At 57.4% G+C, this 21,258-nt stretch carries 19 protein-coding genes; 2 read left to right on the top strand and 17 right to left on the bottom strand.

The features are described 5' to 3' along the window. The first annotated feature begins 56 nt into the window (after window positions 1-56). Window positions 57-1,586 carry a Ppx/GppA phosphatase family protein gene (locus ACTUHY_RS08850; protein WP_442827448.1) on the top strand — a complete coding sequence of 510 codons (1,530 nt, stop codon included), beginning with the start codon at window positions 57-59 and terminating at the stop codon, window positions 1,584-1,586. A gap of 46 nt (window positions 1,587-1,632) precedes the next feature. Here ACTUHY_RS08850 and ACTUHY_RS08845 read toward each other — a convergent pair whose 3' ends face one another. The 17 genes from ACTUHY_RS08845 to ACTUHY_RS08765 form a co-directional block, all read right to left on the bottom strand. After that, entirely contained in the window at window positions 1,633-2,154 is a 522-nt protein-coding gene (locus tag ACTUHY_RS08845) for a 3H domain-containing protein (RefSeq protein ID WP_442827447.1), read from the bottom strand. 387 nt (window positions 2,155-2,541) lie between these two features. Next, on the bottom strand, window positions 2,542-3,474 hold the full coding sequence (locus tag ACTUHY_RS08840) for a LysR family transcriptional regulator (RefSeq protein WP_442827446.1): 933 nt from the start codon (window positions 3,472-3,474) through the stop codon (window positions 2,542-2,544). A 175-nt stretch (window positions 3,475-3,649) separates the two neighbouring features. Next, window positions 3,650-4,582, bottom strand: a complete 933-nt coding sequence (locus tag ACTUHY_RS08835) for a LysR family transcriptional regulator (RefSeq protein ID WP_442827445.1) — start codon at window positions 4,580-4,582, stop codon at window positions 3,650-3,652. Between the two features lie 60 nt (window positions 4,583-4,642). Next, window positions 4,643-5,839 carry an ABC transporter permease gene (locus tag ACTUHY_RS08830; RefSeq protein WP_442827444.1) on the bottom strand — a complete coding sequence of 399 codons (1,197 nt, stop codon included), beginning with the start codon at window positions 5,837-5,839 and terminating at the stop codon, window positions 4,643-4,645. Continuing rightward, the gene (locus ACTUHY_RS08825) at window positions 5,836-6,492 is read right to left on the bottom strand and encodes an ABC transporter ATP-binding protein (RefSeq protein WP_442827443.1); all 657 of its coding nucleotides are present in this window, start codon (window positions 6,490-6,492) and stop codon (window positions 5,836-5,838) included. Before ACTUHY_RS08825 ends, ACTUHY_RS08830 begins: the two co-directional genes overlap by 4 nt. A gap of 70 nt (window positions 6,493-6,562) precedes the next feature. Beyond that, window positions 6,563-6,994: a hypothetical protein gene (locus tag ACTUHY_RS08820; protein WP_442827442.1), complete on the bottom strand. Its 432-nt coding sequence runs from the start codon at window positions 6,992-6,994 to the stop codon at window positions 6,563-6,565. Window position 6,995: 1 nt separating this feature from the next. Further along, window positions 6,996-8,861, bottom strand: a complete 1,866-nt coding sequence (locus tag ACTUHY_RS08815; protein WP_442827441.1) for an alkaline phosphatase — start codon at window positions 8,859-8,861, stop codon at window positions 6,996-6,998. A gap of 170 nt (window positions 8,862-9,031) precedes the next feature. Next, window positions 9,032-9,700, bottom strand: a complete 669-nt coding sequence (gene phoU / locus ACTUHY_RS08810; protein WP_278673552.1) for a phosphate signaling complex protein PhoU — start codon at window positions 9,698-9,700, stop codon at window positions 9,032-9,034. A 13-nt stretch (window positions 9,701-9,713) separates the two neighbouring features. Further along, the gene (pstB, locus tag ACTUHY_RS08805; protein WP_442827440.1) at window positions 9,714-10,499 is read right to left on the bottom strand and encodes a phosphate ABC transporter ATP-binding protein PstB; all 786 of its coding nucleotides are present in this window, start codon (window positions 10,497-10,499) and stop codon (window positions 9,714-9,716) included. Then, on the bottom strand, window positions 10,492-11,364 hold the full coding sequence (pstA, locus tag ACTUHY_RS08800) for a phosphate ABC transporter permease PstA (protein ID WP_442827439.1): 873 nt from the start codon (window positions 11,362-11,364) through the stop codon (window positions 10,492-10,494). Before pstA ends, pstB begins: the two co-directional genes overlap by 8 nt. A gap of 3 nt (window positions 11,365-11,367) precedes the next feature. Continuing rightward, window positions 11,368-12,297, bottom strand: a complete 930-nt coding sequence (gene pstC / locus ACTUHY_RS08795; RefSeq protein ID WP_278673555.1) for a phosphate ABC transporter permease subunit PstC — start codon at window positions 12,295-12,297, stop codon at window positions 11,368-11,370. Continuing rightward, window positions 12,290-13,192 (bottom strand): phosphate ABC transporter substrate-binding protein, encoded by a 903-nt coding sequence (locus ACTUHY_RS08790; protein WP_442827438.1) that lies wholly within the window; start codon window positions 13,190-13,192, stop codon window positions 12,290-12,292. The genes pstC and ACTUHY_RS08790 overlap by 8 nt, the downstream gene beginning before the upstream one ends. Window positions 13,193-13,516: 324 nt before the next feature. Then, window positions 13,517-14,731 carry a carboxynorspermidine decarboxylase gene (locus tag ACTUHY_RS08785; RefSeq protein ID WP_442827437.1) on the bottom strand — a complete coding sequence of 405 codons (1,215 nt, stop codon included), beginning with the start codon at window positions 14,729-14,731 and terminating at the stop codon, window positions 13,517-13,519. Beyond that, window positions 14,731-15,990, bottom strand: coding sequence for a saccharopine dehydrogenase family protein (locus tag ACTUHY_RS08780; protein ID WP_442827436.1), 1,260 nt, complete (start codon window positions 15,988-15,990; stop codon window positions 14,731-14,733). The genes ACTUHY_RS08785 and ACTUHY_RS08780 overlap by 1 nt, the downstream gene beginning before the upstream one ends. A 290-nt stretch (window positions 15,991-16,280) precedes the next feature. Beyond that, a complete protein-coding gene (gene speB / locus ACTUHY_RS08775; RefSeq protein WP_442827435.1) occupies window positions 16,281-17,135 on the bottom strand; it encodes an agmatinase in 855 nt (284 codons plus the stop codon). Continuing rightward, complete coding sequence (speE, locus tag ACTUHY_RS08770; protein ID WP_012939224.1) at window positions 17,122-18,003, bottom strand: polyamine aminopropyltransferase; 882 nt, start codon at window positions 18,001-18,003, stop codon at window positions 17,122-17,124. Before speE ends, speB begins: the two co-directional genes overlap by 14 nt. A 16-nt stretch (window positions 18,004-18,019) precedes the next feature. Beyond that, window positions 18,020-19,477 carry an aminotransferase class I/II-fold pyridoxal phosphate-dependent enzyme gene (locus ACTUHY_RS08765; RefSeq protein ID WP_278673561.1) on the bottom strand — a complete coding sequence of 486 codons (1,458 nt, stop codon included), beginning with the start codon at window positions 19,475-19,477 and terminating at the stop codon, window positions 18,020-18,022. Between the two features lie 562 nt (window positions 19,478-20,039). On the opposite strand from ACTUHY_RS08765, the gene ACTUHY_RS08760 reads away from it, so the two are divergent. Beyond that, the gene (locus tag ACTUHY_RS08760) at window positions 20,040-21,041 is read left to right on the top strand and encodes a hypothetical protein (RefSeq protein ID WP_442827434.1); all 1,002 of its coding nucleotides are present in this window, start codon (window positions 20,040-20,042) and stop codon (window positions 21,039-21,041) included. The last annotated feature ends 217 nt before the right edge of the window (window positions 21,042-21,258 follow it).

The raw sequence follows: 21,258 nt of genomic DNA, 5'->3' as shown, positions 1-21,258 counted from the left end.
ACAGTGTAAACGGGGTATAGATTTTTTATATTACCCTGTCTGGATCGGGGGATCATATGAAACGCATTGCCATCATCGACGTGGGGTCCAACTCCGCCCGTCTTGTCATTATGGAAATCCATGCCTCCAAGGCCTGCAACCTGATCTACAACCAGAAAGATCCGCTGCGGCTGGCCCTGAAGACGGACAAAAAAGGTTATCTGACAGAAGAAGCCTTCGCCGCCACCACCAACTGCCTGAAGAACTTCGCTTCCATGTGCCGGATCTTCCAAGTAGACGAAACCATTGCCGTGGCCACCGCAGCCATCCGGAATGCTCCCAACGGGGCCAAACTGGCCAAAGCAGCTTCCCAGGCTTCCGGCATCACCCTGGAAATCATCTCCGGGAAAACAGAAGCCTATCTCAGCTATCTGGGAGTCATCAACACCATCGACGTGAAAGATGCGGTAATCTTCGACTTAGGAGGTGCTTCCACGGAAGTGATCCTGGTCAAAGACCGGAAACTGGTGGACAGCGTCAGCCTGCCCATCGGCTGCGTGAACCTGACCAAGAATTTCAAGCTGAACAATGCTGTGGATCCGGCTGCCCTGAACAAGATGCGCCGGACCATCAATGAGCAGATGCAAAAAGCTCCCTGGATCTCCGGCTGTGGCCTCCCTCTGGTAGGAGTAGGGGGGACGGCCCGTTCTGTGGGAAAGATCGAACAGAAACGGACCAAATACTTTACTTCCAAGCTCCACAACTACCAGTTCGGGATCCCGGACTTCAAGGAATGGTACAAGACACTGCCTGGAACTACCCTGGCCACCCGGCGGCGGATCCCCGGCCTTTCCAACGACCGGGCAGATGTGATTATCGCCGGTTCTTCTATCATCAAAGCTCTGGCGGACCGGAGCAAGGCACGGAAGCTGATCGTTTCCGGCTGTGGGCTCCGGGAAGGCCTGTTCTCCCAATATCTCCATGAACATACGGACCGCCCCCTGATCACCCCCAACATCCTGGAAACAGCCCGGGAAAATATGATCCACCTCTATTCTCCCGACGAAGATCACTGCCGGCTGGTGGCCCGTTACGCCCTCCAGCTGTTCCGGGGCTGGCAGTCCCTCCACAAGCTGGATCCGCTGAAATGGGAGCCCCTGCTGGAAACCGCAGCCCTGCTCCATGATACAGGGATCACCATCAATTACTACAATCACACCCGGCACAGCGGCTATCTGATCGAAAACGGAAAACTCTTCGGCCTGAACCACCTGGACGTGGTCTACACCGCCATCCTGGCCGCCTGGCACCATGGGGTGAATCGAGGCTACCTGCGGAACAAAGCCTACCGGAAGCTGATCCCAGAAATCGACCTGAAACGGCTGGGCAATGCCGCCCTGCTCCTGGCCCTGGCAGAATGCCTGGATTACACCCAGACCGGCGCCATCCAGTCCATCGAGCCCGCCATCCTGAACGGTGGTGCCGTCCTGACCCTTACAGCCTCCCGTACCCCGTCCGTAGAGCTCCAGCAGCTCCAGTCCATGACCAAATGGTTCCGGAAAAATCTGGGCTGCAGCTTGACGGTGGTGGTGAAGGAAGGAAAATAAAAAAAGATGAGGTGTTGCACAGAACGTGCAATACCTCATCTTTTTTCTACGCCAGGATTCCCAGCTCCTGCAGCCCTTCTTGGACCGCATTCATCTCTTCATCCACCCGGGTCTCCACTTTCAGGGTATGGACTCCATTGGTCAGCGTAACGATCAGAGGGGCATCGCTGGCCCGGAGCTTATCCACATACTGGCGGACATCCCGGCGGCTGTAGATGTTCATATCGATATGGATGATGCCATAAACTTCATGGGACAGGGTCAGGCCTCGGACGATTCCCCCATTGTCCACCACCGCATTCAGCTCGGCTTCCAACTCATCCTCATCCATGGTCCGGCTGCAGCAGTGGAGGCTCCGGCTGCAGCCCCGTTCTTCCGCCGGTCCTTGGAGCTGATAGCCCCGGGCCGTGGAAAGGATGGGTTTGCCGCTACTGCGCAGGATTGCCACATCCCCTACGATGATCTGCCGGGTCACATCCAGCGTCTTGGAAAGTTCGATTCCCGTAATGGGTCTGTCCGCATTTTCCAAGATCTCATACAGTTTTTCCCGTCTCATTTGATTGTTCATGGTCGTCCCTTTCTTTATCTTCCTGCCAAAATCCCTGACTGTTCTGGTACAGGCTGATGGACTGGATCAGCACTTCATTTCAATAATGACTATTTCTTAGATTACTACTTTCTATTATAGAAAAATATTTGTCATTTTTCCAGACATATTGATACAAATTACGAAATATTTTACATTTTATTATATATTTCTGTAAATATCTGTGTCTACCTTCGGGCTTTCCATCTGTGTATATTCCATTTTCTTCTGTTACAAGACCGCTTAGACAAAAAAGAAAAGCCTCCTTTCCCGGCTGCTTCCTGTTTCCAAGAATAGCATACCAGCAAAAGAGACTTTTTCGAAATATATTTTTATTAAGAACAGTATTTAGAAAACAAATAGACGAATCTATAGCCGCCCGGACAGGATTTCCCGTCCCCTCTGCCGCAGGAGTTCCACCATCCCTTCCATATACTGGGGGACCCGTTCCCGGGCATGGTAGGCTGCCAAGACCCGGCGCCGATGTCCCGGGACATCCAGCTGGTATAGATTCACTGCCTTGGAATACCGGAAAGTCCGGGTATAGGCCTCCCGCACCATGCAAAGACCCACACCTTCCGCCACCAGCTGGAGGATCAGTTCGATGCTGCGGATGACGATGGTCTGCCGGGGACGGATTCCCTGTTCCTGAAAGATCCGGTCCTGGAGTGCCCGGGTGCTCTGGTCCGGAGTCGTAGCTAAAAAGACCTGTCCATCCAAGTCTTCTGGCTGCAGGATGCCGTAGGGCTGGCCCTGGACAAACACCGCCCGGCTGTTCAGAGGATGGCCCTGGGGCACCGCCACCAGGAATTCCTCCTGGAACAATTCCTGGGCCTCCATGGTCCGGTCCAGATTCTCTTCATTGACCACTACCAGATCCAGTTCATGCTTCTGGAGCAGTTCTTTCAGGACGGTCATGTTTCCCTGCTGCAGGACCAGTTCCACCTTGGGCCATCTGGCATGGAAAGCTTTCAGGACACGGGGCAGGAACCAGGCGCCCCGGAGCATGGAAATCCCCATCCGGAGCCGCCCGGCCTCTTCACTGAGGAGCATGCTCATTTCACTGTCGAACCGGCTGGAGATAGCCAGGATCCCCCGGGCATAATGGACATACCGTTCCCCTGCCTTGGTCAATATGAAGCGCTTGCCCTGCCGGCAGAACAAGGGCATGCCCAGGTGTTTCTCCAGATTGCTGATGTAGATACTCAGGGCCGGCTGGGAAATGTACAGCCGGTCAGCTGCCCGGGTCAAGTTGCCGCATTCCGCCAACGTACAGACATACCGCTGTTCTTTTAGATCCATCGTCCTCCCTCATCCGTTCCACGGCGTTCCTTTTATTCCGTTCATAGACATTATTGCTTTTCTTTATAATGCTGCAAGTCATATTATACAGTAAAACGGAAAATATGGCAAAAAATATTAAAAAGTTAACACTTATATATAGCTATGTATAGAATGGATAGGACAATGTTCTTTTTTATTTTTCTTTCTGGGCGCCTTGTCCTACCTGGTCGGCAATGTACCGCTCCAGAGCCTCCACATAGGCCTTCCCCAGACGGCTGAGATGGGTCTGTTTGTGGGTCAAAAGGCCGATGTGCATGTCTCCTTCTTCCCGGAGAGGGACGGCGATGATGCTGGCGCCGTTCAGCTTCTGATCGATGACTCCGCTGCAGACGGTATAGCCGTCGAGGCCGATGAGCAGATTGAACAGGGTGGCTCGGTCGGTGACCCGGATGTTCTTGCTGCGGACCACCGTGCTGAAGATCTCTTCAGAAAAATAAAAGGCGTTATGGTCCCCCTGGATATAGGACAGATAGGGATAAGGGGCCAGTTCTTCCATGGAAACGCTCTCCCGTCCTGCCAGAGGATGGGACGAGTTGAGGAACACATGGGGCTGGGCCACGAACAGTTCCCGGAACACCAAGTCGTTGGCCTTGAAGATTTTCTGGAGGACGGCTTTGTTGAAAGCATTGTAGTACAAGATGCCGATTTCACTGCGCATATGGGCCACGTCGTCGATGATGGTGTAGGTCTGGGTCTCCTGGAGGCTGAAATCGTAGGTGTCACCCCCGTACTGTTTGATCAGATCTACAAACGCGTTCACCGCAAAGGAATAGTGCTGGGTGGATACGGTGAATTCCTGCTTGCCCCCGGCCTGTTTCTTGTACCGGGATTCCAAAAGGTCCGCCTGTTCCAGTACCTGTCGGGCATAGCCCAGGAAGATTTCCCCGTCCCGGGACAGGTGGACCCCTTTGTTGGTCCGTTCGAAGATCTGGATGCCCATTTCCCTTTCCAGTTCCCGGACCATCTTGGTGAGACTGGGCTGGGTGATGAACAGGGCCTTGGCCGCTCCGCTGAAGGTCCCGGCTTCGGCAATGGCTACGATATAGCGCAATTGTTGTAAAGTCATGTTTTTCCTGCTTTCTGTCGATTTCTTCCGTCCGTATGGTTCTCATTATACCATAGCCCCTCAGAGATACGGGGCGATATCCTTTTTCCGCAGCAGCCACAGGGGGACAAGCCCTCCCAGTGTGCCGGCCGCCAACAAGAGCACCGGGGCCAAGAACCCCTGCCACAAGGGGACACGGCTCATCTGGACCGCCGCCTGCTGTCCGATGCCTTCTGCGGCCAACAAGCTGCCGCCCCACCCCAGGACCCAGCCCAGGGTGCTGCCCAAAAGGAGCAGCAGGAACTGTTCCAGGAGCAGCAGGGACTGGGTCTTCCGGTGGCTGGCCCCCAGGGCCTGGAGCAGGGCCCATTCTTCCATCCGAGATGTCCCGTCCCAGTACAGGGCCAGCAGGGTCACCAGGGTGGCCGCCCCCAAAAGGCCCAGGGACAGGGTGATCCAGAACTGCCGGCTCTGGCCCACCATCCCATAGAGAGCGATCAGGCTCTGGGCTGGGAACAGCAGCTGGGAGGAGCCGCCTTTTTTCCGCTGCCAGGCGGCCAGCAGCTGCATGGCCTGGCCGTACCCTTTGGGCCGGACCAGGATGGCGGTCACTTCTCCCTTCTGTCCAGGGACCAGGGCGCTGCCATGGCCGGCATGGGCTTCCCAGATGTCTTCCAAAGGCACCAGGATGGCTTTGTCATAGGGTCCCTGGACCGGAGCCAGGATTCCCACCACCCGGTAGGGATGAGGGTGGGCCTTGCCTTTGGCAATGAATCCGTGGCTGGACTGGAATACATCCCCCACCTGGAGTCCGGTGAGCCGGGCGGTTTCCGCTCCCAGCACCGCTTCCCCGGTACCGTTAAACCTCCGTCCCTGAACGGTCCGCAGCCAGGGCTTGTGTTCCCCTGGCACCACATAGGAAAAGATTTCCTGTTCCGTGCCGCAGAGCCGGAACCCCCGGAAACTGTCCCCAAAGGCCAGGGGCAGCACCTGGTCGGCTTTGCCGCTCTGCCGCAGGTTTTCCACTTCTCCATAAGGGATGTTCCCGATGGGCCGGTCCCGCAAAAATACCGTATTCAGCACCAGCTGGTAGGGAGATCCCTTGGCACCTGCCAGGATGGGAAAGGGAGCCGCCGCCCGGTTCAGGCCTTGGTACAGTCCCCCGGCCAGCTGGATCACGAATACCGGCAGGGCACAGGCCACCGCTGTCAAAAGGACCAGCAGCCCGTACCGGAGGGGCCTCCGCCACAAGGATAGAAAAGCCAAACGGAACATCATGCTTCCTCCTTCCGCAGTTCCAGCTTCCGGACAAACCGAGCCTGGACCGCCGGATCATGGCTGGCGCACAGGAGCAGGCAGCCGCTTTGGGCCTGATAGCCCAGGAGCAGATCCAGGATCTTCCGGCTGTTTCTGGCATCCAAGCTGGCGGTGGGTTCGTCCGCCAGGAGCAGCCGGGGCTGCCGGACAATGGCCCGGACAAAGGCCGCCCGCTGCCTCTCCCCTCCACTGAGCTGCCGGGGAAAACGTTTCCCGCATCCCGGCAGATCCACTTCCGTCAAGAGCTCCCGGATTTCCTGGGCTGACACTTCTTTCCCCGCAAGCCGGCCGCTGAGCCGGATATTTTCTTCCAGGGTCAGGAAGGACAGCAGTTTGGGTTCCTGGAACACATAGCCCAGGTTCTTTCCCCGCCACCGGGCCCGTTCCGGTTCAGAAAGACCGGTGAGCTCCACACCGTCCAATACGATCCGTCCCCGTGTGGGCGTCAAAAGCCCGGCCAGACAGTGGAACAAGGTGGTCTTGCCGCTGCCGGATGGACCTTCCACTCCACAAGCTTCCCCATCCCCCATCCGGAACAAAGGCAGAGTCAGGCCCCGGACCGTCCTGCCCCCTTCTTCCGGGTAGTCACAGATCAGATTTTCCACTTCCAGCATATTTCCATCCCTCCTGCGCAAAAAAGGAGGAGCCGGCCGCCGCAGCGGACCGGGGACCTCCCTTCCTGCCTTATTCATCTATGGAATCCGCCACAATCCGCAGCTGGCTCACAAAACCTGTTTCTCCGTCGGTTTCACTGCCTGTCTCCAGGGTCCCTGTCACTGTAATGGGGGTATCATAGGGCAAGGCCGTCACCGGATCGGACAGTTTCACCACCACAATATTGTCCGGCCAATCCGCATCCGTAGAGCAGAAGGGACAGACAGACATGGGCACTTCCGTCAGCACAAAGAACCGGATGGTGGGAGTAAGCGGCGGAGCCATGTAGCCTGTCATGGTCACCGTACTCCCCGCCAGGTTCTGGACCTTGTCGGAAAAGGTCAGCCCTTCGGAGGAATAGCCGCTGTACAGCTCTCCGAAAGACAGGCTTTCTGCTGCTGCCGGCAGGGCCAGGGACAGGGTCAGCGCTAGGGCCAGGAGGCCCCGCTTCAGCCAGACCATATCACTTCTTAGCCTGGGTCAGGTGGACCTTGGTCTTATTGCCGTCGATGCCCAGGGCCCGCAGCATCCCGAAGAATACTTCCGTGTTGTCCATGGTGCCCTTGAAGTATTCGGAGCCGGGACCGCCGGCGTTCAGCAGGATATCATCGGCGCTGTGGCATTCCTGAGGATCGTCCTTGGGGGTGTTGGCAGGCATCAGTTCCGCCGGGTCTCCCGGATGGATCCGGGCCGTGTTGGCCTTGGAGCTGGCCTTGGTCACCTGATGGAATTCCACCTTGTCCCCGATGGCGGACTGTTCCTGTTTGGTTTCCGTTACGGACAGAGCCGGCGGAGTGGGTTTCTTCATGAAATGATAGTTTTCGTAGTATTCCGGATGGTTGGCGTACTGGACGGCCAGGGTCACATCCGGATCCGGATTGTCCGGGAATCCGTCATGATCTTCATCTTTAAAGGTGGGGAATACGGAATTCTGGTACACCCGGACGGCTTCCGTGCCTTTCTTTCCATCCCGTTCGTGGTAGGTGCCGCTGATAGAGACCCCATGGGCATGGTCCGCCAGAACGATGATCAGGGTATCGTTCCCCCGTTTCTTGTTCCAGTCTTCCGCATACTGGATGGCCTTGTCGAATTCAATGGTATCGTAGGCCGCCCGCTGCCAGTCCATCACATGGAGCTGTTTGTCGATGGAAGCCCCTTCGATCATGGCAAAGAACCCGTTGGGATTTTTAGACAGGATGTCCAGGGATTTTTGGGTCATGTCCATCAGGTTGGGCTGGTCGGTGAACCCTTTCAGCACCTGGGGATCCTTCAGCATTTCCCGGTCGATGTACACGTTCATGGTGCCGGTGTGGAACAGTCCCAGCAGAGGTTTGTCACTGGGCGCCGCCTTCATTTCTTTGGCAGTCCCCACGAAGGTGTAGCCCATGTCCTTGAATTCCTGGATCACGTTTTCATTGTCCTTCCGTTTGGACCCCGGTACGCTCTTGGGCAGGTACCGGGCAGAGCCCCCGCCCATGATTACGTCGGGACGATGGTACTGGTCCAGGTAACTGCTGGCCAGCCAGTCCTGGTTGGCCCGGCGGCGGGTATGGCCGATCATGGCAGCCGGAGTAGCATCGGTGGATTCGGCCTGGGTGATGACCCCAACAGACATGCCTCGGGTCCGTTTCAGGATTTCGGAGATGTTTTCCACTTTGGGATCATCGAAGGGATCTTTGGTGGAATCTTCATAGACCCCCATGGCGTTCACCACGGATTTGTGGCCGGTGGCATAGGCGGAAGCAGAGTTGGCGCTGTCGGTGACCAAGGAATCGTAGCCGCTGGTGGTGATTACCGCATTGTGCTCCAATTTTTCCATGGCCAGCAGGTCATTGTATTTCCCATTGGTCATGCCCTTGGACAGGATCCGGGCGATTTCCCGGGCCTGGAGGCTCATGCCGTCTCCCACGAACAGGATCACGTTCTTGGCCCGTTTGGGCGCTTTTTCGCTGACCACTGTGTACCCGGCGGCGGATACTCCTTTGCCGGTCCCGTCCTGGGCAGTGACCTTCACTTCATAAGCCCCGGTCTTGGGGAAGGTGACCTGGTCGGCCCGGTAGCTGGTGACCCCGTTGCCCAGGTCCTTCTTCACCAGTTTCTGCCCGAAGAATTTGTCCGCAGGCTGGCCGTTGACGGTGATGGCCACGTCCTTCAGCTGCTGGTCCCCTTTTACTTCCACATCGAAGTCAAATCTGGCTCCGGCCCAGAACTTAGCCCGGTCCACCGGCAGGATGCGGACTTCTGCCGCTTCCACAGAGGGCAGCAGCCCCAGGAAAGAACTTCCCAGCACCGCTGACAGGATTGCTCGTTTCAGCCACTTCTTTTCCATGGATATGCCTCCTAAACCTTTCCCTGCTGGTTGGTGCAGGGAAAGCAAAAATGAACTTGTTGTCTGCACAGATATAACTATAGGCGGTCCATGTCAGATTCCAGTCAACGGTTTGTCAAATTTGTGTCAAATTTTTAGGGTGCTGCTGCGCACGCAGCAGTCCTTTTTCCTCAATCCATCGTAAACCCGTTGTCCCCTTTCAGCAGGTTCTTTTTCATGTACAGAACCCAGTTGCCGATGTTGGTGCCGTGGTCGGCGGTCCGTTCCATATATTTCAGGAGCAGTACATAGTCCACGTAAGAGGCTACGTCGTCCGGATCGTTCTTGATTTCATCGGTGAGTTTGGGCAGCAGCCGTTCGAAATCCGCATCCACGATATCGTCCTTGTCCCCGATGTACCGGGCCTTTTCGTCGTCTCCTTCCAGGTAGCATCGGAAGCTTTCCTCCAGCAGGGCCTGCATGTCTTCGTACATTTCTTTGAAGCCTTCCGGAGGCTTCACCACCGGGTCCCGTTCCAGGATCCGGGCAATGTACAGAGCCATATCGGAGCAGTGATCTGCAATCCGTTCCAGTTCGCTGAGCACCCGGAAGGTCCCCATCAAGCTCCGCCAGTCAGACGCCACCGGAGACTGGAGCACCTGGACGGTCAGGTCCTTCCGCATGATGGACCGGATCTCTTCATCGAATTTATCATCTCCGTCCCGGACCATCCGGGCTTTGTCCAGATTCTGGGTGAACAGGGCGGTCTTGGTTTCTTCCAGAGTTTTTTCCAAATTGCCGATGAGCACCCGCACATCGTCCTGGATCTCCACCAGGGTCTTTACATAGGCATCTCTCATAATGGCTCCTCTCTCAGCCGAACCGGCCAGTGATGTAAGATTCCGTCCGAGGTTCGGAAGGATTGGTGAACAGGGTTTCCGTATCGTTCATCTCCACCAATTCACCCAGGTAGAAGAAGGCCGTCTTGTCAGAAATCCGGCTGGCCTGCTGCATGTTGTGGGTGACGATGACGATGGTGTAGTCCTTTTTCAGTTCCAGAGCCAGGTCTTCGATCTTCTGGGTAGAAATGGGATCCAGGGCGGAGGTGGGTTCGTCCATGAGGATCACCGAAGGCTGGGCAGCCAGGGTACGGGCGATGCACAGCCGCTGCTGCTGGCCGCCGGAAAGCCCCAGGGCACTCTTGTCCAGCCGGTCTTTCAGTTCATCCCAGATGGCCGCCTGGCGCAGGCTCTTTTCTACGATCTCCGCCAGCTGGGCCTTATTGGTGATGCCCTGGACCCGAGGGCCGTAGGCCACGTTGTCAAAAATGCTCTTGGGGAAAGGAGAAGGCTGCTGGAACACCATGCCCACCCGGTACCGGAGGGCCAGAGGGTCCACTTCCTTGAAGATATCCTTTCCTTCGAACAGGATCTTCCCTTCCACCCGGCAGCTGGATACCCAGTCGTTCATCCGGTTCAGGGTCTTCAGCAGAGTGCTCTTGCCGCATCCGGAAGGCCCGATCAGGGCGGTGATTTCATTGCGTTTCACTTGCATATTGATATCCTTCAGGGCCTGATGTTTCCCGTAGAACAGGTCCAGATGCTGGACATCGAAGACCAGGGTTTCCGGAGAAACCGGTCCGTTTCCTTGTTCACTCATCTACAGTTCCCTCCATCTTCTTTTCCAATCTCCAGCTGATGTACCGGGCCAGTACGTTGAATAGGACTACCACCAGCATCAGGATGGCGGAAGTGACCCCGGCGATTTTGGCTGCATCCGGACTCAGGGCTTCCGTCCGCATGACCCACACATGGAGGGCCAAGGTTTCTCCAGGACGGAAAGGGTTCAGAGGGCAGGTAGTGGAGCTGAAATCCCAGTTGCCCCAGTCGATGTCCGTGGACATGCCAGCGGTGAACATCAACGCAGCAGCTTCCCCGAAGCCCCGGCCGGCTGCTAAAATCAAGCCGGTCATGATCCGGGGCAGACAGGCTGGCAATAGTACATTCCAGATAGTCTGCCATTTGGAAGCCCCTAACCCCAAACTGCCCAGGGTATATTCTGGTGGCAGATCCTTCAGGGCATTTTCCGTCACCGACACCATGAGAGGCAGAGTCAGGATGGAAACGGACAGGGCGCCGGCCATCAGGTTCCACTGGGATCTAGTCATGACGATGAACACCAGGTAGCCGAACAGGCCCACCACGATGGACGGCAGGGAAGACAGGGTCTCCACCGCCATCCGCACCCAGTTGGTCATTTTCCCGTCCTGGGCGTATTCTGCCAGATAGATTCCGGCGGGGATGCCCCACAGGGCACTGATCACCAGGGCCAGGAACACCAGATACAGGGTGTTGAAGAACATGTCCCGGAGACTCAGCAGGATGTCCCCCGTAAGGGCTCCCAGCCCCTGTCCTACCACATCCAGGATAAAGGCGAAGAGCAGGATGGCGGATCCGGCTGCCCCGGCTGTAAAAAGCAGGCTCATGAACCGGTCCATGGCTTTTTTCTGTGCAATGTCTCCCATGGTTCACTCCTCCTCTTTCAGTTTCAGGGGATCTTTACCGAAAGTATGGATGATAAAGATCAGGACGAAGGAAATCACGAACAGCAGCAGGCCCAAAGTCCACAGGGCTGCACTGTATTCCCCGCCTTCCATGGCGCCCCCCATGTCGTTGGCGATCACCGTCGTCATGGTGGAAGCCGGCATAAAGAGCGAAGTGGGGAACCGTTTCATCTGGCCGATGACCATGGCCACCGCCAGGGCTTCCCCCAGGGCACGGGCCAGGCCCAGTACCACCCCGGTGAAGATGCCCCGTTGGGCTGCGGGCAGGATCACGTTCCGGATGGTTTCCCACCGGGTGGCCCCCAGTCCATAGGAAGCATCCCGCCAGCTTTTGGGCACGGCCAGCATGGCGTCAGCGGCCATGGTAGTGATCACTGGGAAAATCATCACCGCCAGCACCAGGGCCGCGGCCAGCACCGAGAACCCGAAGGGCATGGGGAAGATCTTCCGCAGGAAGGGCACCAGCACCGTGAGCCCTACCCAGCCGTAAATGACAGAAGGGATCCCAGTGAACATTTCTACAATAGGGCGGATCAGACGCTGGACGGCGGGAGAAGCCATTTCCGACATATAGATGGCCGCCGCCAGGCTCACCGGCAGGGCGAACACCAGAGACAGGAAACAGGTGACCAGAGAGCCGCTGATGAACATGGCGGCCCCTACCTGCCCTCCGCCTTCCATAGTATCACTGGGCTTCCACTGGGCAGAAAACAGGAACTCTGTGATGCTGTGTCCAAAATCCCAAAAGGTGCCGCTTCCCTTCACCAGAAGGAAAGCGGCCATCAGGAACGGCAGCAGGGCCGCTGCAATGCCGCAGGCCGTGATGACGGACTGTGACAAGGACTCTTTGCGGTGTACCTGCACCAATTTTTGTGAAACCTTTTCGTCAATCATGAGCGGTATCTTTGACCTGCATCTTGCTGCTCACACCATACCCCAGTTCTTCGATCCGTTTGCCATAATCGGCGGACAGGAGGTAATCCAGGAAAGCTTTCACAGCCGCTTTCGGATTTTTATTGGTGTAGACATGTTCATACCCCCAGACATTGTACTTGCCGGAATATGTGTTTTCCAGGGTAGGAGCCACACCATCGATGGCAACGGTAGCCACCGTGTCGTTCTTGGTCAGGTAGGGCAGGGCCACATATCCGATAGCCCCTTTGTTCTGGGCTACGCTCTGGACCAGCAGGCCGGAGTTATCGGTTTCCAGGGATTTGTTGGCCGCTTCTTCTGCACCGCCCATGGCGTATTTGCTGAACAGGGCACGGGTACCGGAAGTCTTAGGCCGGGTCACCAGGGTGATGGGTTCATCCGGGCCGCCCACTTCTTTCCAGTTGGTGATCTTGGCGGTGAAAATGTCAGTGAGTTGCTGTTTGGTCAGGCTCTTGACTTTTTCCGCCACATCCTTGTTCACGATGGTGGCTACGGTCATGACGCAGATCTTGTGATCCACCAGTTTTTCTGCTTTTTCCTTGGGCAGTTTGGAAGCTGCCGGCACATCGGAGTTCCCCATATCCACGGAACCATCGGACACCTGTTTCAGGCCCATGCCGGAACCGCCGGCGTTCAAGCTGATGCTCACTTCTTTATGCTGCTTCTTGAAGCTTTCCGCCGCATCCTTCACCAGAGGCAGCAGGGCGGAAGAACCGGACCCGGTGATATTCCCGCTGACCGCAGCCGGTTTCTTGGTGTCGGCAGCCTTCTGGCCGCCGCAGCCCAGGGCTCCCATGACCATCATCCCAGCCAGGACCGTCACAGCCAGTTTTTTCCATTTGTTTTTCAACATCATCTTCATCGCTCCCTTACAGAAAATCCATGATGACAGTAGTATTGCTTTTGTCTATGGCTATAAGATACCAGAGCCATGTAAAAAGTAAGGGCAGGGTTTTGTAAAGAATTGTAAAAAAAAGACCGTTGCAAAAGCAACAGTCTTTTTGCGGGTCGCGAGTCCCGGGTCGCGGGCTTGTTAGTGCAGCCCGAAGATCCGGTTTTCCAGATTTCAGTGGATTTCCTTTTATCAATCTATAGAAAAAGAATAAACGGGCTGAACGTCCAGGCCCGTGACTCATGGCCCGCGACCTGCGACCGGGCTGTTGCCCATGCAACAGCCCCTTTACCGTCCCAGTCTCATCTTGAAATCTTCGTATCCGAACTTTTTCAGCACCTTTACCGAACCGTCCTCTTCCAGCACGTCGATGTCCGGCAGAGGCATGCCGTTGAAGGTGTTGTTCTTGCAGGTGGTGTAGATGGCCATATCCCCAAAGAGCAGCAGGTCCCCCACTTCCAGGTCCCCGTCAAAGCTGTAGTCTCCGGCCACATCCCCGGACAGACAGGTGCCGCTGCCCAGGCGCCAGGTCACCGCCCGTTCTCCCGGTTCCCCGGCTCCGTACAGAGGCGGCCGGTAGGGCATTTCCAGCACATCCGGCATATGGCAGGCGGCACTGGTGTCCAGGATGGCGATCTTCACATCCCCGTTTTCCACCGTATCCAGCACCCGGGTGCCCAGGTACCCGGCGTTCAGGGCACAGGCTTCTCCCGGTTCCAGGTACACGGTCACGTCCCAGGCTTCCTGGACCCGGCGGATGCATTCTTCCAACAGGGGGATATGGTAGCCCGGCCGGGTGATGTGGTGGCCGCCCCCCATATTCACCCATTTCATTTTGGGCATCACATCCCCGAACTTTTCTCCCACCGCGTCCAGGGTCTTTTTCAGATCATCTGCATCCTGTTCACACAGGGTGTGGAAATGGATCCCGTCCAGGAGCTCTACCAGGTCCGGGGTCATCCAGGCATCCCACTGGGCCCGGGTGGTCCCCATCCGGCTGCCGGGGGCACAGGGATCGTAGATGGCGTGGCCTTCCTGGGTGGAACATTCCGGATTGATCCGGAGCCCCACGCTTTTCCCGGCCTTTTGGGCCATGGGGCCATAGGTCTTCAGCTGCCGGGGAGAGTTGAACACAATGTGGTCCGCCACCTGGCACACTTCTTCCATCTGGTCGGCCCGGTAGGCTCCGCAGAACACATGGACTTCCTTCCCGGGCATGGCTTCCCGCCCCAGCTTCGCCTCATAGAGGCCGCTGGCTTCTGTGCCCGCCAGGTACGGTTCCAGCACCGGGTACAGGTCGTAGTTGGAAAAAGCCTTCTGGGCCAGGAGGATCCGGCAGCCCGTCCGGTCCTGGACCCCTTTCAGGATCTCCCCGTTCCGGCGGAGGGCCGCCTTGTCCAGGATGTAGCAGGGGGTGGCCAGTCGGTCGAAAGCGGCCTCCGGTGTTTTTCCCTGCAGACCGGCAAAGGCGGGACGATCCTCCCGCACCTTGTTCCAGTCCATTATTTCACCAGCGCCGGATCATGGGATTCGCTCCGGGGCAGGCCGTGCTTGTCCAGGGCATCCAGGAAAGGATCCGGATCGAATTCTTCCACCGTATGGACGCCGGGGGTGGTCCATTTGCCGGTGAGCAGCATCAGGGCACCGCACATGGCCGGCACGCCGGTGGTGTAGCTGATAGCCTGGCTGCCCACTTCCCGGTAGCAGGCCTGGTGGTCGCACACGTTGTAGATGTAATAAGTCTTGTCCTTCCCGTCCTTCTTCCCGGTGAAGATGCAGCCGATGTTGGTCTTACCCTTGGTCCGGGGACCCAGGCTGGCAGGATCCGGCAGCAGGGCCTTGAGGAATTTGATGGGAACGATTTCGTGGCCTTCAAAGTTGATGGGGGTGGTGGACAGCATGCCCACATCCTCCAGACAGCGCATATGGTCCAGGTAGCTCTGGCCAAAGGTCATGAAGAACCGGATCCGTTTCACCCCGGGGATGTTCTTGGCCAGGCTTTCGATTTCTTCGTGGTGGAGCAGGTACATATCCTTTTCGCCCACCTGGTCGAAATCATATTCCCGTTTGATGCTCATGGCCGGGATTTCCACCCAGTGGCCGTTTTCCCAGTAGCTGCCAGGGGCGGACACTTCCCGCAGGTTCACTTCCGGGTTGAAGTTGGTGGCAAAGGCATACCCATGGTCCCCGCCGTTGCAGTCCAGGATGTCGATGGTATCGATGGTATCGAATTCATGCTTCTGGGCATAGGCGCAGTAAGCCTGGGTCACCCCGGGATCGAACCCGCAGCCCAGCAGGGCGGTGAGGCCGGCCTTTTCGAATTTTTCCTTGTAGGCCCACTGCCAGCTGTAATCGAAGTAGGCAGAGAACCCTTCTTCTTTGCAGCGTTTTTCGTAGATGGCCCGCCATTTGGGATCATCGGTGTCTTCCGGTTCGTAGTTGGCGGTATCCATGTAGTTCACCCCGCAGGCCAGGCAGGCATCCATGATGGTCAGATCCTGGTAGGGCAGGGCGATGTTCATCACCAGATCCGGTTTGTAGCTTTTGATGAGGGCGATCACCTGGTCCACCTGGTCCGCATCCACCTGGGCGGTGGTGACTTTGGTGGCAGTCTTCCCTTTCAGTTTTTCCGCCAGGGCATCGCATTTGGATTTGGTCCGGCTGGCAATGCACAATTCGGTGAACACATCGCTGACCTGACAGCATTTCTGGATGGCCACGGAAGCAACCCCGCCGCAGCCGATAACAAGGACTCTGCTCATAGTATTTTCCTCCTTGGATTAGGGGATCCGTTGAAAACCGGCGCACCTGATTTTCAACGGATCCAGGTCTCGGGTCTCGAGTCTCGAGTCTCGAGCCAATGGTCAGAACCCGTCCTTGCGGCCGAGTTCTTTTGATGGTGCAGAATCAGCACCGTATGGTAAAAAGAAACGGATATTGTCATTGCAGGAGAACCAGGTTCTGTCTGTTCAAAAAATTTGCCTGCAAATTTATCCTTCGGCCCGAGACCCGCGACTCGAGACTCGAGACCGAGGTTGCCCTCCGGGCAGCCTCACAACAGCGCCAGCAGCAGTTCCCGGACCACTTTGCAGGCCACGGCGGTGGAGGCACCGCTGGCATCCAGCATGGGTGCCAGTTCGTTCACGTCGGCGGCCACCACATGGGTCCTGGCCACCAGCCGCATTGCGTTCAGCAGCGCCATGAAGGTGACGCCCCCGGCTTCCGGGGTCCCGGTCCCCGGGAACACCGAAGGATCCAGGCAGTCCAGATCGATGGTGAAGTACACCGGCACCCGGCTCTTTTCCAGATCCCGGACCAGCTGTTCCAGCCCTCCGAAGCTGAAGGGGTGCAGGTCCGTGTGCTGGCGGGCGAACTGCCATTCCGCCCGTTCCCCGCTGCGGATGCAGAACTGATGGACCTTTCCGTCCCCGATCAGGTCATGGCACCGGCGGATCACACAGGCATGGCTCAGTTTGGCCCCCAGGTAATCGTCCCGCAGGTCCGTGTGGGCATCGAAGTGGATGATCTGGACATCCGGGTACTTTTTCAGCACCGCCCGGAAGGCCCCCAGGGTCACCAGGTGCTCGCCCCCCACCATGAAAGGCAGTTTCCCATCCTGGAGGATAGTGGCTGTCCGTTCCTCGATGTCCTGGAGGGCCATTTCCGAACTGCCGAAGCACAGTTCCAGATCCCCGCTGTCAAAAACGGCATAATCTTCCAGATCCTTGTCCTGGTAGGGGCTGTAGGTTTCCAGCCCGAAGCTTTCGTGGCGGATGGCGGAAGACCCGAACCGGGTCCCGGGCCGGAAGCTGGTGGTGGAATCAAAGGGAGCCCCGAACAGGACGATCTTGGCGTCCTCATAGGGAGCATCGCAGGCCAGGAAGGTTTCCACATTATTTTTCAGCATTTTGGCATCCTTCTTCCGTTTCCACTTCCTTCAGCATCTCCTCCAGGAAGGCCGGCAGCCAGAAGGCTCCCACATGGAGCCGGGTGGTGTAGTACCGGGTGTGCATGTTCAGAGCTTCCCAGGCCGGAGCATCCAGGTCATTGATGGGATGGTACTTCTTGCTGGCGAAGCCAAAGGTCCAGTAGCCCGCCGCATAGGTGGGGATATGGGCCTGGTACACCTTGCTGATGGGGAAGGTGCTGACGATCCGCTGGTGGCTCCGCTGCATGGCGATGGCGTCTTCCTTGTAGAAGGGGCTCCCCTGCTGGTTCACCATGATCCCGTCTTCCCGGAGGGCGTTGTAGCAGCTGCCGTAGAATTCCCGGGTAAAGAACCCTTCGGAAGGACCGAAAGGATCCACGGAATCCACAATGATCAGGTCGTAGGAATTTTCCCGGTGGCGGATGAATTTCAGGGCGTTTTCAAAATAGATGTGCACCCGCCGGTCGTCCATCCGGCAGGCGTTCCCAGGCAGATAGTTCCGACAGGCTTCCACCACCATGGGGTCCATTTCCACCAGGTCGATCTTCTCCACCCGGTCGTACCGGGTCAGTTCCCGGACCACGCCCCCGTCCCCGGCGCCGATCACCAGGATGTCCTTGATGCCCTTGTGGACCGCCATGGGGACATGAGTCATCATTTCGTCGTAAATGAATTCGTCCCGTTCCGTCAGCATCACATTGCCGTCCAGGGTCAGGACCCGGCCGAATTCCGGCGTTTCGAAAATATCGATTCGCTGGAAGTCACTCTGTTTGGAGAACAGGTGACGGTTCACCCGGAGGCTGTGTTTCACATCCGGTGTATGGAATTCGCTGAACCACATTTCCATTGGTTGTATCCCCCTCTTATGCCAGTACATTCAGGTGCTTCAGTTCCGGATCTTCCGAACCGGTCATGCTGCAGCCCTTTTCTTTGGCGTACCGGATATGTTCCAGTACGGTTTTGGTGATTTTTTCGCCCGGTGCCAGCAGCGGGATCCCCGGCGGATAGCACATGACGAATTCGCTGCACACCCGGCCTTCGCACTGTTCCAGGGGCAGACTGATCTTATCCGCATAGAAGGCTTCCTGGGGACTGGTGACCACCACCGGTTCCACATATTCCTGGGTGAGCATGCCGGTGGGATCCTTCTGGTACCGGCGGCGGATTTCCGCCAGGGCGCTGACCAGCCGTTCCAAATCCTGGATCCGGTCCCCCATGGACAGGTAGGCCAGGATGTTGCCGATATCCCCGAATTCAATCTGGATGTCATAATCGTCCCGGAGGATGTCGTACACTTCGATGCCGGCCAAGCCGATATCCAGGGTGTGGATGCTCAGTTTGGTGTTGTCGAAGTCAAAGACGGAATCCCCGTTCATCAGTTCCCGGCCGAAGGCGTAGTAGCCGCCGATGTTATTGATTTCCTGCCGGGCGTATTCCGCCATGTCCACCACTTTGTGGAAGATTTCCCGTCCGTGGAGAGCCAGACGCCGGCGACTGATATCCAGGCTGGACATGAGTAGGTAGCTGCCGGAAGTGGTCTGGGTCAGGTTGATGATTTGCCGCACATAGCCGGCGTGGACCTTGGGCCCGGTGAGCAGGAAGCTGGACTGGGTCAGGCTGCCCCCGCTTTTGTGCATGGAGATGGCGGCCATATCGGCGCCGGCGGCCATGGCGGATACGGGCAGGCCGCTGCCGAAGTAGAAGTGGGTACCGTGGGCTTCATCCGCCAGGCACAGCATCCCTGCATCATGGGCCATTTTCACAATGGCCCGGAGATCGCTGCACACCCCGTAATAGGTGGGGTTGTTCACCACCACGGCCACCGCGTCGGGATTTTCCCGGATGGCCTTGGCCACCTGCTCCCGTTTCATCCCCAGGCTGATCCCCAGACGCTTATCCACATCCGGGTTCACGTACACCGGGATGGCTCCGCAGAGCACCAGGGCATTGATCATGCTTTTGTGGACATTCCGGGGCAGGATGATCTTGTCCCCCCGCTTGCAGGCAGACAAGATCATGGACTGGACAGCGCTGGTGGTCCCCCCCACCATCAGGAAGGCCTGGCTGGCTCCAAAGGCGTCAGCGGCCAGCTGTTCCGCCTCCCGGATCACCGACACCGGATGGCACAGGTTGTCCAGGGGCTTCATGCTGTTCACATCCACCCCCACGCACTTTTCTCCCAGGAACTCCGTCAGTTCCGGATTTCCCCGGCCTCGTTTGTGGCCAGGCACGTCAAAGGGCACCACCCGCATCTTCCGGAACCGTTCCAATGCTTCATAGATAGGCGCCCGATCTTGCTTCAACCGATATTGCTTTTCCAAGCTCTTTCCCTCCCCAGTATGGCTGCTGTCTCTGCTTCCTGCAAAAAAAACGCAAGCTGCCCTTTTGCAGCTTGCGTAATAAGGTCTCATCCGGTATGGCGGTTTGCTTCTTTTCAGGGAATCTCCCCGTTACGAACGACTCTTATTGACCGTTTCACAAGTCTGCGCACAGACGCATTGCGGTTATGAAGTAACCAACTTATAAAAGTTGAACCCACCGGTTCAATCAATAAGGCTGCAAACCAGTTGCCGCCAGTTCGGCAGTGGACCCGGCTGTCCGTATGGCCTTGACCGGACAGCCGTCCTGAAAGACATGACTTCTGTCCAGTGGTCCGAAGAATATTTTGAAAATACGTGACCGAATTCTCAAATCGTAAAAATTTTAACATACCCCCACCCCGTTGTCAATTTGAAAAGAGGCATAACAAGAGTCGCGGGCTACGGGTCACGGGTCGCGGGCCTCGCGACCCGCGACCGGTTGCCCCCTGGCAGCACAACCTCTTGCCTTCTCTCCCTCCCCCGTGCTACCATGGGGACAGACTTTTTGAAGGGAGCTGGTTGGATGACACGGGAGGAATGGATACGGGCCCAGGTGCGGAACCCCTGGCACTGGGGAAGCCTGCTGGCCCTGTGGGGACTGGGGTATTACACCCTGGGCTGGGCGGGCCGGGGCCACTATACCGCCGCCATTGCAGGCTGGGTGCTGTTCCTTCTGGTGGAAACCGCCCCCATGCTCTGGACCATGCTGGTCTTTACCGGGGCCATCCTGTTCCTGTCCCGGTTCTTTCCTCCGGCGGCCCTGATTTTCCTCATCATCGGCATCGTGTTCTTCATCCTCCGGATCCGGTACGTGATCCAGAACGCCCAGCTGCTGGCCAGCGGCTTCCTGGTCTATCTGCTGTATTACCATCTGTTCACCGACCGGATGCGGCTGGGCTGGGAGCTGGTGGAAGCCTGCTACAAACTGGTGACCCTGAACCACCTGTTTGCCATGCCCTGGCAGCTCCGGCATTTCCTGGCCTACCCGGCCCTGCTCCTGGCCGCCGGTCTCCCGGTGCTCCTGGTCCACCTGCTCCTCCGGTTCTCCTACCGGAAAGGCTATGAAAGCCGCAATGCCCTGACGGTGCTGTTCGGCCTGCCCCTGGTGGTGCTTTCCTTCCTGCTGCCCTTCCTGAAGATCCTGGGCGCCTTTGACGGGGCCGCCTTCACCGATGCCGGCCACACCGGACACATGGGTGGGGATGGTTTCCACGGCACGGACGGATTCCATGGCGCCCACGGGATCCAGACCACTGACGGCTTCCACGGCACCGGCGAAGTCCATATGCCGGCGGACGGCCACCATGTGAACGGCTATTTCCGTTCCACCCCCGACGGGGGCACCACCTATGTGCAGCCCCATGTGGCCACCAATCCGGATGGCATCGTGGAAAACAACCTGTCCTACCACGGTCCCCATCCCGCGGCCGGACCGGAAGGAACCCCCCAGGCCCTATCAGCCGCCGGCCATCCTATCCCCCATGTGGATACGGTGCCGGGGATCGTGAAGGAGAAGAAGGAATAAAAAAAGGGGCTGTTGCACGTTAATGGTCGATGAGACCTCTTGAAAGCCCTTTTATCTGTGTCCTGTCATTATGGACTAAAAGAGGCATCGAAAATGATCCATCATTTTTCGATGCCTCTTTCTTTGTCTTTCAGTCCGCCCCCTTGGGAGCGGGGGACCGTGCTTGCCCGGTGGTGGGGGTGTCTGTCGATTGACGTCGGTTGTCTCCGTTGCTGTC

The sequence above is a fragment of the Acidaminococcus nyctereutis genome, assembly GCF_052216985.1.
In the GTDB taxonomy this organism is placed as follows: Bacteria; Bacillota; Negativicutes; order Acidaminococcales; family Acidaminococcaceae; genus Acidaminococcus; species Acidaminococcus fermentans_A.
Note: the sequence above shows the minus strand (reverse complement) of the source record. Positions and strands in the feature narration are given on the sequence as shown.